At 42.2% G+C, this 14,024-nt stretch carries 8 protein-coding genes and 1 pseudogene; 6 read left to right on the top strand and 3 right to left on the bottom strand.

What is annotated here, in order from left to right:
* Positions 1-72: 72 nt before the first annotated feature.
* Positions 73-291 (bottom strand): hypothetical protein, encoded by a 219-nt coding sequence (locus VB691_RS25320; RefSeq protein WP_323294298.1) that lies wholly within the window; start codon positions 289-291, stop codon positions 73-75.
* 323 nt (positions 292-614) lie between these two features.
* Between VB691_RS25320 and pilM the strand changes: the two genes are divergently transcribed.
* The 4 genes from pilM to VB691_RS25300 all read left to right on the top strand — a co-directional run bounded on the left by pilM (position 615) and on the right by VB691_RS25300 (position 5,652).
* Complete coding sequence (gene pilM, locus VB691_RS25315) at positions 615-1,730, top strand: type IV pilus assembly protein PilM (protein WP_323294297.1); 1,116 nt, start codon at positions 615-617, stop codon at positions 1,728-1,730.
* 4 nt (positions 1,731-1,734) lie between these two features.
* The gene (locus VB691_RS25310) at positions 1,735-2,463 is read left to right on the top strand and encodes a PilN domain-containing protein (RefSeq protein WP_323294296.1); all 729 of its coding nucleotides are present in this window, start codon (positions 1,735-1,737) and stop codon (positions 2,461-2,463) included.
* Positions 2,460-3,266, top strand: coding sequence for a pilus assembly protein (locus VB691_RS25305; protein WP_323294295.1), 807 nt, complete (start codon positions 2,460-2,462; stop codon positions 3,264-3,266). The genes VB691_RS25310 and VB691_RS25305 overlap by 4 nt, the downstream gene beginning before the upstream one ends.
* A 76-nt stretch (positions 3,267-3,342) precedes the next feature.
* The gene (locus VB691_RS25300) at positions 3,343-5,652 is read left to right on the top strand and encodes a secretin and TonB N-terminal domain-containing protein (RefSeq protein WP_323294294.1); all 2,310 of its coding nucleotides are present in this window, start codon (positions 3,343-3,345) and stop codon (positions 5,650-5,652) included.
* Between the two features lie 117 nt (positions 5,653-5,769).
* Here VB691_RS25300 and VB691_RS25295 read toward each other — a convergent pair.
* A pseudogene (locus tag VB691_RS25295) lies at positions 5,770-6,037 on the bottom strand (zinc ribbon domain-containing protein); the annotation flags it as partial.
* An 86-nt stretch (positions 6,038-6,123) separates the two neighbouring features.
* On the bottom strand, positions 6,124-7,548 hold the full coding sequence (gene glnA, locus VB691_RS25290; RefSeq protein WP_323294293.1) for a type I glutamate--ammonia ligase: 1,425 nt from the start codon (positions 7,546-7,548) through the stop codon (positions 6,124-6,126).
* Positions 7,549-7,870: 322 nt separating this feature from the next.
* On the opposite strand from glnA, the gene apcB reads away from it, so the two are divergent.
* Positions 7,871-8,380, top strand: coding sequence for an allophycocyanin subunit beta (gene apcB / locus VB691_RS25285; RefSeq protein WP_323294292.1), 510 nt, complete (start codon positions 7,871-7,873; stop codon positions 8,378-8,380).
* A gap of 235 nt (positions 8,381-8,615) precedes the next feature.
* Positions 8,616-14,000, top strand: a complete 5,385-nt coding sequence (locus VB691_RS25280; protein ID WP_323294291.1) for a translocation/assembly module TamB domain-containing protein — start codon at positions 8,616-8,618, stop codon at positions 13,998-14,000.
* Positions 14,001-14,024: the final 24 nt, after the last annotated feature.

The raw sequence follows: 14,024 nt of genomic DNA, 5'->3' as shown, positions 1-14,024 counted from the left end.
CACCGCCACGCCTTAAAAGGACGTGGCTAACTCTCGCTCACGGCTTTTTAGGTTTATTAGTGATTCTGTTACCTATTGAATTTCTTCAATAGCACGATGTAACATATTTTCTTCAATCGTTTCCTCCTGTTGACGTTCGTGAACGAGTAATTCCCTGGCCTTTTCAGTGATTTCTTCTTCTGAATAGCTTTTTTCTACCTCAATGGCCCGATTAACCATTTTTTCCTGCTGTTCTTCATCGGCTAAATGTTGTTGCGCCATTAATTCTCGTGCTTTTTCTTCGGTATTCATAACGATTTTCTCCACTCTATATTTCAGTATAAGTATCTGAACATCCACTGTGATTGCTTTGTTAAGAAATATTACTTACAGGAAACCCTAGATTGACTGATACCATTTTAAAACTTTACAAATCTATGGATTGCGGGCAATTGATGACGATTAAAATATTATAAAGGTTAAGTTGTGGCAGGTTCCCTGATCGGCCAACGACCCAAAAATTGAAGGAAGTGGGATGTCAGGGAAATTTGAGTTAAATTAGAACGGGAACTGTGTCTAGTCATAACCAATGGTTCCCCAAATACTGATTACCTTGAGGGCGATCTGATAAAGATATGTTAAGTCGTATCCAAGATACAATCGGCAGTTTATTGGGAGGGAAGTCTCAAGGGGTAGGATTAGAAATCACTCCCGAAAGACTAAACTTAGCCCAATTAACCAAACATGGCCAAGGCTACAAATTGGCCAAATACTGTACTGCAGAAGTTCCCGAAGGCATTTTTGAGGAGGGCAAAATTGTTGACTCTCCAGGATTAGCCGAACTGATTCAGGAAATGTTTACTGAGAACAAGATCAAGACGAAACGAATTGCCACGGCCGTTCCCATGCGAGAAGCCATTATCCGCATTATTCCCATTCCTGCGGAATTAGATGAGGCAGAATTGCGGGAAATGGTATTAAACCATGAAGCGGCCCTCTACTTGCCTTATCCCAGAGAAGAAGTTGATTTAGACTATCAAAAACTGGGCTTTTTTGAAGACGAGGATGGCATTGAAAAAGTACAAGTTCTCCTTGTGGCCACCCGTAGGGAAGTGACAGATTCCTATATGGACACCTTTAATCAAGCCGGATTACAAGTTGATATCTTAGAAATCAATAGCTTTTCGCTCATTCGTACCATTCGAGAACAACTGCGACAATTTGGGTCAAAAGAAGCAGCCGTTTTAGTGGATGTGGAATTTGACAACACAGAAATTGCCATTGTGGTTGATGGGGTTCCCCAGTTTTCTCGAACCGTTCCCATTGGGACATTTCAGATGCAAAATGCCCTATCTCGGGCCATGAACTTACCCCCCTCCCGTAACCCAGAAATTCTGCAAGGAATGACCATTCCCGTCACTCAGTTTGACAGTTTAACCACCCAAGGCACGGCTGTTAACCCTGGAATGACAGCTTTAATGCGGGTTTTAGGTGAATTAACCGATGAACTGCGGCGTTCTATCAACTTCTATTTAAACCAAAGTGAAGAATTAGAAGTAGTACAACTGTTGCTCGCGGGCCCTGGGGGGGGACTGGTACAACTCGATGAATATTTTACCCATCGCTTAAGTTTACCCACCATGCAAGTTGATCCCGTTGCCTCTTTGGCCTTGGAAGTTGACAAAGAGATTCCCACGATTCAACGGCCAGGGTTAGGGACAGTGTTGGGATTAGGATTACGGGAGGTTTAGCTCTATGTATAGCTTAGACATTAATTTTCTCAAAGACCGTCATTTAGACAGTGGTGCCAAAACCACTACCCTAGTTAAAGGAAAGGGGCCTTCCTTACAAGAACAACTCCCCATATTCATTGGTGGGGGGATAATGTTACTGCTGCCAGCCTTAACCGCAACCTCTTTGTTGGTATTCAATCAGTTGTCATCCCAGACACAAGAAAATATTCAACAGTTAGAAGGGGAATTAGGAAAACTGAACGCCCAAAACAAAAGCATTGAGGAGATTGAGGCCAAGGTTAAACAAAATGACCAGGAAATCAAATCTCTAGTCCAAGTCTTCGATCAAATTAGACCTTGGTCAGCTATCTTACAGCAGATCAAAACTCAAATACCCGCCAATGTGCAACTTACTTCGATCAAACAAGAAGAAGCCAACCTCACTATTACGGGTTTTGCCCTGGATTATAATGATCTCAATGACTTTTTGTTGACCTTACAAAGTTCTCCCCTGTTACAAGCGGATCAAACTGTGATTAAGGAAGCCAGTTTGTCTGAGATTCCGGTATCAGCACAAAATGCCTCCAAAGATCTGAAGATTGAAATTCCCCAAGGTGTTAAATACACCCTTAGCACAGTCATTACTGATCGGCCTTCATCGGAATTGAAAAGGCAATTTGAAGCAGATGGGGCAGTCGGTTTGGTCAACCGCATTAAAACCCTTGAAAATAAAGGAGTGCTGAAGCCATGACATTTTCCGAAGAATTTACTCCGGAAGAGGAACAGAATTTTGGGGAAGGAGGTGGTGGCTATCCGTCGGCCTTTGGCATTACCTTTACCCCGCAAGTTAGTGGCATTGGCCTCGGATTATTAGGGATATGTGCTTCAGTGTATATTTTGCTGAATTTGGTCATGCCGGCCTACGAAAATTACAACACCTTGAAAGCAGATGAAGCGGAAAAGCAAAGTAAAGTTGACGAGCAAAAATCAGGGAAACTTGAGGAAAAAATGCTCGACGCTGACAGAAAACTGCGAGAATCAGAACTATTAAGAGCGCAAGTGTTGTCCTTGTTTTCCAGTGAAAATAGTCTAAAAACTATGCTCTTAGATGTCAATAATCTGGTAGAAAAACATCCGGGAGCAAAATTAATTAGCTTTAAACCAGAGGGAACCCTGACAGTTGTCAATGATGGTTCCTTAGGACAAGGAGTCAACAATCGCCTAAAACGTCAGCAATTTACCTTAACCATTGAAGCTGATTTTCAGGCCACCCAAACAATTCTTCAAGATTTAGAGCGACTACAACCCCTATTACTGATTAAAGGATTAAGTTCTCAATTGTCTGAAGAAAAATCTAATGTCACACAAGGAGGAGGAGAAACCATTGCCCCAGGGCAAAATCAGCTTAAAACAAGCTTTAGCCTCGATGCGATCTTGCCCTTAAGTCAAGAAGAATTGACTGACTTGGCCACGAAACCGGAAGAAGGGGAAGGGAAAAAGGGCGAAACTGACAACAACAAAGAAACAGATCAACAGAAAGAAACCAAACCGTAAATTGTAGTCTTAGACTGCAATCATTAAAAAACGTCACTAACCCATTAGTTGACCATTGTGTGAAGAGGAGTGAATTGTGAACAATTATCGTTACCCGCTTATTACCAGTGGAGCATTCTTGATGCTCCTAAGCAGTCAGCCCTTGATGGCACTCAACCCAACCCCAGCGGCTCAAAAAGCCGTTTCTGAGGAATTGAGGACTGAAATAGCCTTATCGTCATCTACAACTGCTGATCCTGAAATTGACAGGGCCTCAGACATCGCCAGCCAACTTTTTAAGTCGCCAGAAGCCGTTGAAGGGTCGAAAAAAGAAGCGATCGCGCCTGTAAATAGTTCCCCAGTGGCCCAGTTGCCCACCTATTCCCCCCCTCCCCCTACCTATTCGCCTCCTGGCCAAACCTTTCAAGCTCCTGGCTCTAACAATCCAGGGGTTTTGGTTCCCAACCCCGAAGTGCTAATAAAATCTAACGGGGGTTCGATCCCTGATAGCTTACAACCCACCATGCCCGTTGCGCCGACTTTACCACGGGCGATCGCTCCACCGGTGGGAGACATGGCCATTTCTAATATTAATGCCGGGGCCAGTCAAATTGACTTAGGCAGTTCTGCCATTGTGCCGCGTTTGGTTTTACGACAAGCTCCTGCTAGAGAAGTCTTAGCCGTATTAGCCCGTTATGCAGGAATGAACCTAGTATTTACGGATCAAGCAGGGGGTGGAAAAGGCCAAGGCCAAGGGGCCCAAGCTGGACAAGGGGCAGAACCGACAGTCTCCCTTGACTTAGAAAATGAACCAGTTCAAGACGTATTTAACTCGGTGTTGATGATTTCTGGATTACAAGCCAACCGCCGAGGACGAACAATTTTTGTCGGTTCCCAATTACCCCAAGCGGCCCAAAATTTAGTCAGTCGCAGCTTACGCCTCAATCAAGTTAAAGCGTCTAATGCCGGGGTCTTTTTAGCCTCTCAAGGGGCAGAATTTCAACGTCTCGTCACCCAAACGGAAGATATTATCGATCCCCTCACCCAACGGGTGATTGGACGGCGAGAACTGCCTGGGGAACTGCAAGCCCTTCAGTCTCAATCACCGGAAGGGTCTATTGCTCCTATGCTCCTGACAGGTTTAACTGTCTCATCGGATGACCGTTTGAATACTATCACCTTAGTGGGAGAGCCGCGCCATGTACAAGTGGCCACCTCTCTATTAACTCAAATGGATGCCCGTCGTCGCCAAGTAGCGGTGAATGTGAAGGTAGTTGATGTTACCTTAACCAATGATCAATCTTTCAGTAGTCAATGGTCTTTTGGCTCTGGGGATGCTTTTATTGTGCAGGATAATGGGGCGGCGGTTCTCCGATTTGGGGGAACCAGTCCCACCAATAGCTCCGAAATTAATGGTGCGCCCGGACGAGTATCGAATCCACCCGCAATTCTTAACCCCTTTGGCGATGCTAATACCTTTATTAATCCCAATAGCTCCATTATTGTGCCAGGAGTAGGGGTCGGAACGGTGGTTATCGATCCCGCCACAGGACAATTGCTCTCAACTCCGGCTGATGCCCAATTTTTTGGCCGAGTTGCGGGGATCTCGATGGACCCTACCATTGCCGGGATTACTGACATTACACCAGGAACGGCGAATACTTTTAACTCATCTTTTGACCCCGTAACAGGGGCCAGAACCTTTACCATTAGCCCTGGAACGGTTCCGACGGCAACGGGTGCGCTTCCCAGTTATTTTCAATTTCCTAAGCGATTTCTGGCCCAAATTGAAACTACTATTCAAAGTGGCAATGGGAAGGTGTTAACTGACCCCACCTTAGTCGTTCAAGAGGGACAGGAAGCAACGGTTAAATTAACCCAGAAGGTGATTGAAAATATTACCACCCAGGTTGACCCTCTCAGTGGGGTGAGAACCACCACCCCCGTTTTACAGGATGCAGGACTGACCTTAACCATCAACGTTGATAAAATTGATGATAATGGCTATATCAGTTTAACGGTGAGTCCTACCATTGCTTCTGTTGGAGATGTTCAACAGTTTGATAGTGGTAGTGATGGGGGTACTAATAACTTATTCCTTCTCAATCGTCGGGAATTGACTTCTGGGTTAATTCGTCTGCGAGATGGCCAGACTTTGATCTTATCAGGGATTATTAGTGAAGCGGATCAGACTGTTACTAATAAAGTACCCTTATTAGGGGATTTACCTGTGATTGGGGCCCTATTCAGAAGTCAACAGGATAGTAGCCAACGCACTGAGGTAATTGTGTTGTTAACTCCTCAAATTCTCCATGACAATGGCCAATGGGGTTACAATTATCAACCTGGCCGGGGAACGGCTGAAGTGTTGCGAGATCAAGGATTTCCGGTTCAGTTAATTCCTTAATGTCTGGCAATTTATGGTCAAAATTGGTGGGGGGTATAATGTTTTATGCCCCTACTCTAAAAAAATAGTTCACGTTTGCTAGTAACACATTTTTGAAGATTTTTGACACTCCACTGGCTAAAGCCGAGTGGATTCTCGGTTCAACGAGGTAGCTTGCCCCAAAAGAATTGCTTCTTCTAACGTAGAGGCCACCTCTCCCCAAGCTTGAAATCCTGTATGTCCTACAGTATTTAATCCGAATTGAAGGATGTTGATTGCTGCATTCTCGTCCCTGTCTAGGTTACACCCACATTTACACTGGTGTGTTCGTGTAGAAAGAGACTTATATACGATGATTTTTTACTAGATTTCTTATTCTTAAATCCTCGTAGGCAATCACATCGTTAGGAGGTTTTAAACCCAAGTTTTCGATAACAAAAAAAACGCCACCTTAAAGGTGGCAATTTTTATCAATGAATGATAACTTAAACCCTAAACATCATAGTAAAGAGCAAACTCATAAGGATGAGGACGTAACCGCATGGGGTTAACTTCATTATCAAGTTTGTACTCGATCCAATTTTCGATGAAATCTTCCGTAAAGACTCCGGTATCAGTTAAGAAACCATGATCCTTTTCTAAGCATTCTAAAGCTTGTTCTAAGGAACCAGGGGTCGAAGGAATTTTGCTGAGTTCTTCAGGGGTGAGATCGTAGATATCTACGTCTAAAGACTCTCCGGGGTCAATTTCGTTCTTAATGCCGTCAATACCCGCGCATAGCATCGCTGCAAAGGCTAAATAGGGGTTACAGGTGGCATCAGGACAACGGAACTCTAACCGTTTTGCTTTGGGGTTAGGGCCCGATAAAGGAATACGAACAGACGCTGAACGGTTTCCTTGGGAATAAGCGAGGTTAACGGGGGCTTCAAACCCAGGTACGAGACGCTTATAAGAGTTGGTGGTAGGGTTGGTTAAGCCTAACAAAGCGGGGGCGTGTTTTAAAATGCCACCGATGTAATTTAAGGCCATTTTGCTCAAATTGGCATAATTACCTTCCTGCCAGAATAAGGGTTGTCCTCCCTTCCAGATAGACTGGTGGACGTGCATTCCTGAACCATTATCGTTAAATAAGGGTTTGGGCATAAATGTGATGGTTTTGCCATACTTCTTAGCCACGTTTTTGATGACATATTTGTAAGTCATCAAATAATCAGCCGCTTCTACCAGAGTCGCAAAGCGGAACCCTAATTCATTTTGTCCCCCAGTGGCTACTTCGTGGTGATGTTTCTCAATGGGAACCCCACATTTAGCCATGGTTAACAGCATTTCTGTCCGCATATCCTGGCTGGTGTCAGTAGGGGCCACAGGGAAATAACCTTGCTTATAACCAGGTTTATAGCCCAAGTTACCGCCTTCTTCTTGCCGTCCCGTATTCCAGCGTCCTTCTACACTATCGACGTAATAGTAGCCTGTGTTTTCGGTTTGGTCAAAACGTACATCATCAAAAATGAAAAATTCTGCTTCTGGGCCAATAAAAGCGGTATCACCCAGACCAGTGCTTTTCAGGTATTCAACGGCTTTCCCTGCAATGGTACGGGGGTCACGACTATACCATTCTCCCGTGCGAGGTTCTTTGATCCCACAAATCAGACTGAGGGTGGGTTCTTCATAAAAGGGATCGATCCACGCAGTTTTGGGATCGGGAACCATCATCATGTCAGATTCATTAATGGCTTTCCAACCCCGAATACTCGAACCGTCGAAGGCAACACCATCAACAAAAGAGTTTTCGTCAATTTGATCGTAGTAGAAAGAGCAATGTTGCCAGGTTCCTGGCATATCAATGAATTTCAGGTCAATGATTTTAATGTCTTGGTCCTGAACCATTTTTAAGATTTCTTGGGGCGTTTCAGCCATGGAAGACTCCTTCGGGTGTCAATATATATTTAGCCTCAAATCACTGATGGTAAAGATACCTAACCAGATGGTTTGTATAGTAGGATACGGATTTTATAGATCAAATCTGTAAACAATACTAAATTTTGCAGAGGCTTGGCCCAAATTGGGAAAAATTTGGGTTTTCTGTAAAGAAGTGTATCAAAAAGTTAACGATTGCGAAAGAAAGGACGACTTTGTTAGACAATTTCGCTTGGGGTTCATCCCTGTGGGATTATAAATAAAAAGGAACATCTGGCTTCCTGATAAGCCATAAAAAAAATGTCGTTGGGAGAAAACTTTAATGCGAGATGCTGTCACTAACCTAATTAGAAACTATGACGTTACGGGCCGTTTTTTAGATCGCGATGCGATCGCTAGTCTCAAATCCTATTTTGAGTCAGGAACCGCCCGAATTCAAGTTGCTGCCCTCATTAATGGGAATTCTGCTGATATTGTCAAAGGGGCCGGCCTTCAACTGTTTGAGGAGGTTCCAGAGTTAATTCGTCCCAGTGGTAACGCCTATACTACCCGCCGTTATTCGGCTTGTTTACGGGATATGGATTATTATCTACGCTACGCTAGTTATGCCTTGGTAGCGGGTGATCCCAATGTCCTCGATGAACGGGTATTACAAGGGTTACGGGAAACCTATAATTCTTTGGGGGTTCCCATTGGGCCAACGGTTCGGGGAATTCAGATTATGAAGGAAATGATTAAAACCATGGCCGCTGATGCTGGTATTGAAGATACTTCCTTTATTGATCAACCTTTTGATCACATGACCCGTGAATTTAGCGAAATTTCTCTCTAAGTTCAGTTTTTGAACGGTTAAGGGCGATCGCCTAATCTAGAAGGGCGATCGCTTTTTTATTTGAGAGGTAGGGAAATTTGGAAAAAATTGTTAAACTAGGCTATCTGACCTTGAGTTGGGCAAAGATACTTAAACAGGTTTTCTAGTTCCTGGGGTTATACTGATTCAAAAACTAGGTCCCGCAAGGGATTGTAAAGCCGATGCTCAAAGCACGGGGTTTCTACCCAATTTTCTGATGATGAAAGACCTTTCTCACAAAAAACGGGACTTTGACTTATCTTGTCCTCTTAAAAAGCAACCTCAAGGAAAGCCCCGCTATCGTTCCCTGATAGGTTGGGGTGCGACTGTTTTGGTGATAGGAATGGGTGGGGGTTTGGTTGCGGGGGGGTTGCTCATACAGCGATATCTTTCCCCTCTGGTTGCACAGGAATTGAGTAATTTTCTCAATCGTCCCGTTAAATTGGGTAATTTGCAATCTTTTTCTCTCAACCAAGTCCGTTTTGGGGAAACTGATATTTTAACCACACCTACTGATCCTGCTAAAGTATCTATGTCTGCGTTGGCGATCAGTTATGATCCGATTAAATTTTTTATAGAAAAAAAGCTAGAAATTTCTGTTACTGTTGTCTCTCCTAATATTTATCTTGAACAGGGGAAAGAAGGTAATTGGATCTTAACAGAATTTGATACTCTGAATCCTAATAATCCAATTAAATTAAAAGCTTTACAAATAAAAAATGCTGATGCGGTGTTAGTTTCGCGGTCAATAACGGGGGAAAAACAAGCATCTGTTCAATTAAAGGATTTATCGAGTCAAACAAAGTTTATTAAGAATAATAATAATGATCAGATTCAATTTGAGGTAGACTCCCATTTGGTTAATGGAGGTAATTTTAAGATTTCTGGGGTTGCTGATACTCAAAATCAAGAGGTTAATTTATTGCTGAGAAGTCATCAACTTACGGCAACGGAAATTAGTCGTTTAATTCCCCTTCCTCTAGATTTAACACAGGGTAAACTTGATACGAATTTAGAGGTTAAACTCAGAGGAAATCAATTACCAAGGTTACAAGGAGTGGCAACCCTTCATCAAGTCACTGGACAAGTTGCTAACCTTCCCCAACCTTTCCAAACTCAAGGACAATTACTCTTTAAAGATAGACAAATTAAGTTTGATGATGTGGTGACTCAGTTTGGGGAAGTTACCGGAGTGGTGCGGGGAAATATTGATCTTGAAAAGGGCTATAATTTAACTGCTAAAACTCAAGCTACTTCTATTCAATCTATCTTTAAAACTATTAAACAAACTGCCCCCCAACTACCACTATCAGGGAATCTCAAAGCTTCTTTGACGGTTCAGGGTGATTTGAATAATCCTGATTTATCGATTGCTCTTTCTAATGATAAAACAACTAAAATTGATCGGGTTAATTTAGAGTCAATTAATGCTAATTTACAACTAACTAAGTCTCATTTAATTGTTAAAGATTTTCAGGCAATTCCCACCCTAGGAGGAAAAATTATCGGGACAGGAAAGCTTGCTTTAAGTCCTTATTCTCCCCAGTTTATAGTTGATATAAAAGGTAAAAATATTCCCTCTGCTTCTGTCGCTAATCTTTATAATAAGACAGTTCCCCTCAACCTGGGTCAAGTTTCAACTCAGATTAATTTGTCGGGAAATTTGAAACAACCAAAGACATTTAAAGCGAAAGGAACTGCTAATTTCAAACTAGCAGGAGGAACAATTAATGCTTATAATTTGACCTATATGGGAGGAAATTGGCAAGGAAATATTATCGCTGATGCTATTAATTTGAATCAATTAGAAATTCCTGTAAACCAAGGAATATTAACGGGACAGTTTCAAATTGCTGGTCAAACGAATCAACCAATTAATGAAAGTTTAAAGGCAACGGGACAAGCTAAAATAATCTTAGATAATGGAGAAATTAACGCGCAAAACTTACAGTTATCTCAAGGGGTTTGGCAAACAAATTTAGGCGTACATGGAGTAAACCTTAACAAAATTGTCCCCAAAATTCCGATTAATGGTATTTTTAATGGTACTTTTGATCTCATAGGCAATCTCAATTCTAACTTAAAGGAAATTCAAGCAAAGGGAGAGGGAATTTTGGCAGTTGGTGGGGGGGAAATTAAAGCCAAAAATCTACAATTACATCAGGGAAATTGGTCAACGCAATTAAGTACAAAAAATGTAACCCTTAATAATTTAAGTAAGCAAATACCCCAATATTTAAACGGTAAATTAAACAGTAATTTAGCTCTATCTGGTAACATTAATTCTCCCTTAGATAGTCTTAAAGGCAAAGGAAACGCTAATTTAGCCCTATCCCAAGGGGCGATCGCGGCGCAAACCGTAACCATAGCTGATGGAAAATTTACCACAACTTTATTAGCACAAGCTATCCCTTTAACATCTTTTTCTTCCCAATTACAAGGCAATTTAGCAGGTCAAATAACTGTAAGCGGATTATTAACAAAAATCTCTCCAGAATATTTACAAGCTAAAGGAGAATTAAGCTTAAGTCAAGGATTATCAAAGTTTAACAGTCCCTTGACGACTTGGGTAAGTTGGAATGGACAACGGTTAACCTTAGAAAAAGTCAGCGCATCTGGTTTACAGGGTAAAGGATGGTTAGACCTCAATTTAGAAGGAAAATCTCAGCAATTAGCTATGATTGACGGATTTTTCCTGGATATTGCCGCAAAAAACTTTGATTTAATCAGTTTACCCCTATCCTCTCCCCTTCCTGGGTTAAATTATGGTGGAAAAGTCGATTTTGATGGAGTGGTTGCGGGAACTCCCAAACTTCCCACCATTAACGGAGAAATGGCCCTAGTTAATGTAAACATAGGAGATATCAAGTTTGAACCTGTATTAACCGGAAATATTCAAGGAAATCCCCAAAAAGGAATTAAACTAGAACTAAATGGCAAAACCGATCAACTTCATCTAGAACTAGATCCCAAATTAAACCCCCTAACCCTAGCCGTCAAACAGGGGAAAATGCAAGCAACCGCAACCCGTCAACAAGAACAATTTATCATTGCAACCAAAGACATTCCCTTACAATTAGTCCAAAAATTCGCCCTAAATTGGCAAAAAACCCCTAATAACCTACTTTCCAAAACTATAGCAGGGGACTTGTCCGGTCAATTTACCGTTAATCTTAAAACAGGGGCGATCGCAGGTCAAGAAGTTGCCATTCTTAACCCCATGATAGGAAGCATCAAAGGAAAACAATTTACAGGGAACTTTCACTATGCTAAGGGAAGTTTAGCCCTAAAAGATGGTCGATTTTCCAGCAATAACAGTCAATATGACCTCAATGGCAAATATACTGCAACCCCCCAAGGGCCCGATCTCGTTGCTAATATAGGCATTAATCAAGGCAATTTACAAGATATCCTAGAAACCCTACAAATTTTTGAATTAACAGACTTAAAACGCGGTCTAAACCAGCCAAACTACGCCAAAGCTGCCGATCTCTATCCCAAACATCCCGAAAACTCCTCCTCCCTTCCTCCCCTTTCAACCGTCGGGACGGATAACATTTCTCTCAGCGATCGCTTGACCCATTTTGCAGATATTAACGCATGGTTACAACAGCAACGACAACAACAGCAAAAAACTTCACCCCTTCCCCCCCTCAAAGACTTACAAGGCAAATTTAATGGTCAGTTGGCCCTTAAATTTGCTCCCAAAACTGGACTAGACGGGAATTTTGAGCTAAAAGGAGAAAATTGGCAATGGGGGACTTATGGGTTAAGTCAATTTCAGGCCAAAGGCAACTGGAAACAGGGAATTTTGACCTTAGAACCCCTAAACTTGCAGTTAGGAGACAGTCAGATCGCTTTTGCTGGCCGCATTGGGGATAAGATGCAACAGGGAACCCTTCAAGTCATCAATATTCCCTTAGAAACGGTGTCAACTTTGGTAGACTTACCAGAAACCGTCAATATTGGGGGACAACTCAACGGAAGCATGAAGTTAGAAGGAACCCGCGACAACCCCCAAGCAGCAGGAAAACTGACGATCAATAACCCAACCATTAACCAAACCCCTTTAGGTGCAACGGAAGGACAATTTACCTATAGTCGCGGTCAATTTAATTTTACGGCTAGTAGTAACTTAGCGCGTCAGAGTGAACCCTTGATCATGGAGGGAACCTTTCCCTATCAGTTTCCTTTGGCCAAAGTTAAACCCGAAAGCGATCGCATATTTCTCAAATTCCAGGCCAGAAATGAAGCTTTAACCCTCTTAAATATTCTCAGCAAAGGACAAATTTCTTGGTTAGGGGGAGAGGGAGACGTACAATTAACCCTATCAGGAAGGGTTGACCCAAAACGGGGCATTCCCACCCAACTGCAAGGAGAGGGTTTAGCCCAGATTAAAAATGCCACCATTGCCGCCCAAATGATGCCCCAAGCCCCCTTAACAAAGGTTCAGGGCAAAATCTTCTTTAATTTAGATCAGATTATGGTTGAGGGTTTAACAGGGCAATTTAGCGGGGGTCAAGTCGCCATTATGGGATCTTTACCTTTACTGACAGAAATCCCACAAAAACAACCCTTAACCGTTCAATTTAATAATTTAGCCCTCAATCTTCCTCAACTCTATCAAGGGGGTGTTACAGGGTCTTTAAACATTGCTGGAAGTGCCTTAAAGCCTAAAATTGGCGGGGATGTTCAGTTATTTAATGGCCAGGTATTATTAGGGGAAGGAATGGCAGAAATGCACCAGCGTGGGGGGTTATTGGGGTCTACAGAATTAACGGGGTTAAGGTTAAGTTTAGGGGAAAAAATTCTGATTACTCGTCCTCCCCTTTTAACCTTTTTAGCGACGGGAGGATTAACCTTAAATGGCACTTTAAACCAACCCAAACCGGAAGGTCAAATTAAGTTAGAAAATGGGTTAGTGAATCTGTTTGCTAGTCAGTTAAGATTAGCAGGGGGTGACAATAATACTGCTCAATTTTATCCCCATAAAGGACTCGATCCTTACTTAGATATTAGACTCTTTGCTGCGGCCACAGAAACCAATCGCCATAAAGGAAATATTGACCCTCTTTCTTCAGAAGTTGAGGAACCTTTTAGTGCGAATAATGATAGTTTACAAACAGTGAGAATTCAAGCAGAAGTGCAAGGGTTTGCTAGTCAAATTACTAATGGTATTCAACTTAGTAGTCAACCGAAAAGAAGTCAGCAACAAATTATTACCTTATTAGGGGGAAATTTCCTGAATACGTTAGGGACAGGAGAGACAACTTTAGGCTTAGCAAATTTAGCGGGAAGTGCTGTATTAGGGCCGGTGCAAGGGGCCATTGGAGAAGCATTAGGACTTAGTGAATTTCGTATTTTTCCCACTCCATTAATTAATGAAAAAGATCGCCTTAATTCTTCTTCTATCGGGGTTGCAGCAGAAGCAGGGGTTAATGTAACTCAAGATTTATCTCTATCAATTCAGAAAATTATGAACAGCGATCGCCCAGCACAATTTGGTCTTCGTTATCGTATTAATGACAGTACAACTTTACGAGGATCAAGTAATTTTTCTGATGATAATCGAGGAAGTATTCAGTTTGAACAGAGATTTTAAAAATGGTTGATTAATTAATTTATA

This window comes from Crocosphaera sp. XPORK-15E, from assembly GCF_034931425.1.
Lineage (GTDB): Bacteria > Cyanobacteriota > Cyanobacteriia > Cyanobacteriales > Microcystaceae > UHCC-0190.
Note: the sequence above shows the minus strand (reverse complement) of the source record. Positions and strands in the feature narration are given on the sequence as shown.

Excerpts from the sequence above, each read along its gene's own strand:
- VB691_RS25320 (WP_323294298.1), bottom strand. The coding sequence starts at position 291 with ATGAATACCGAAGAAAAAGCACGAGAATTAATGGCGCAACAACATTTA.
- pilM (WP_323294297.1), top strand. The coding sequence starts at position 615 with ATGTTAAGTCGTATCCAAGATACAATCGGCAGTTTATTGGGAGGGAAG.
- VB691_RS25310 (WP_323294296.1), top strand. The coding sequence starts at position 1,735 with ATGTATAGCTTAGACATTAATTTTCTCAAAGACCGTCATTTAGACAGT.
- VB691_RS25305 (WP_323294295.1), top strand. The coding sequence starts at position 2,460 with ATGACATTTTCCGAAGAATTTACTCCGGAAGAGGAACAGAATTTTGGG.
- glnA (WP_323294293.1), bottom strand. The coding sequence starts at position 7,548 with ATGGCTGAAACGCCCCAAGAAATCTTAAAAATGGTTCAGGACCAAGAC.
- apcB (WP_323294292.1), top strand. The coding sequence starts at position 7,871 with ATGCGAGATGCTGTCACTAACCTAATTAGAAACTATGACGTTACGGGC.
- VB691_RS25280 (WP_323294291.1), top strand. The coding sequence starts at position 8,616 with ATGATGAAAGACCTTTCTCACAAAAAACGGGACTTTGACTTATCTTGT.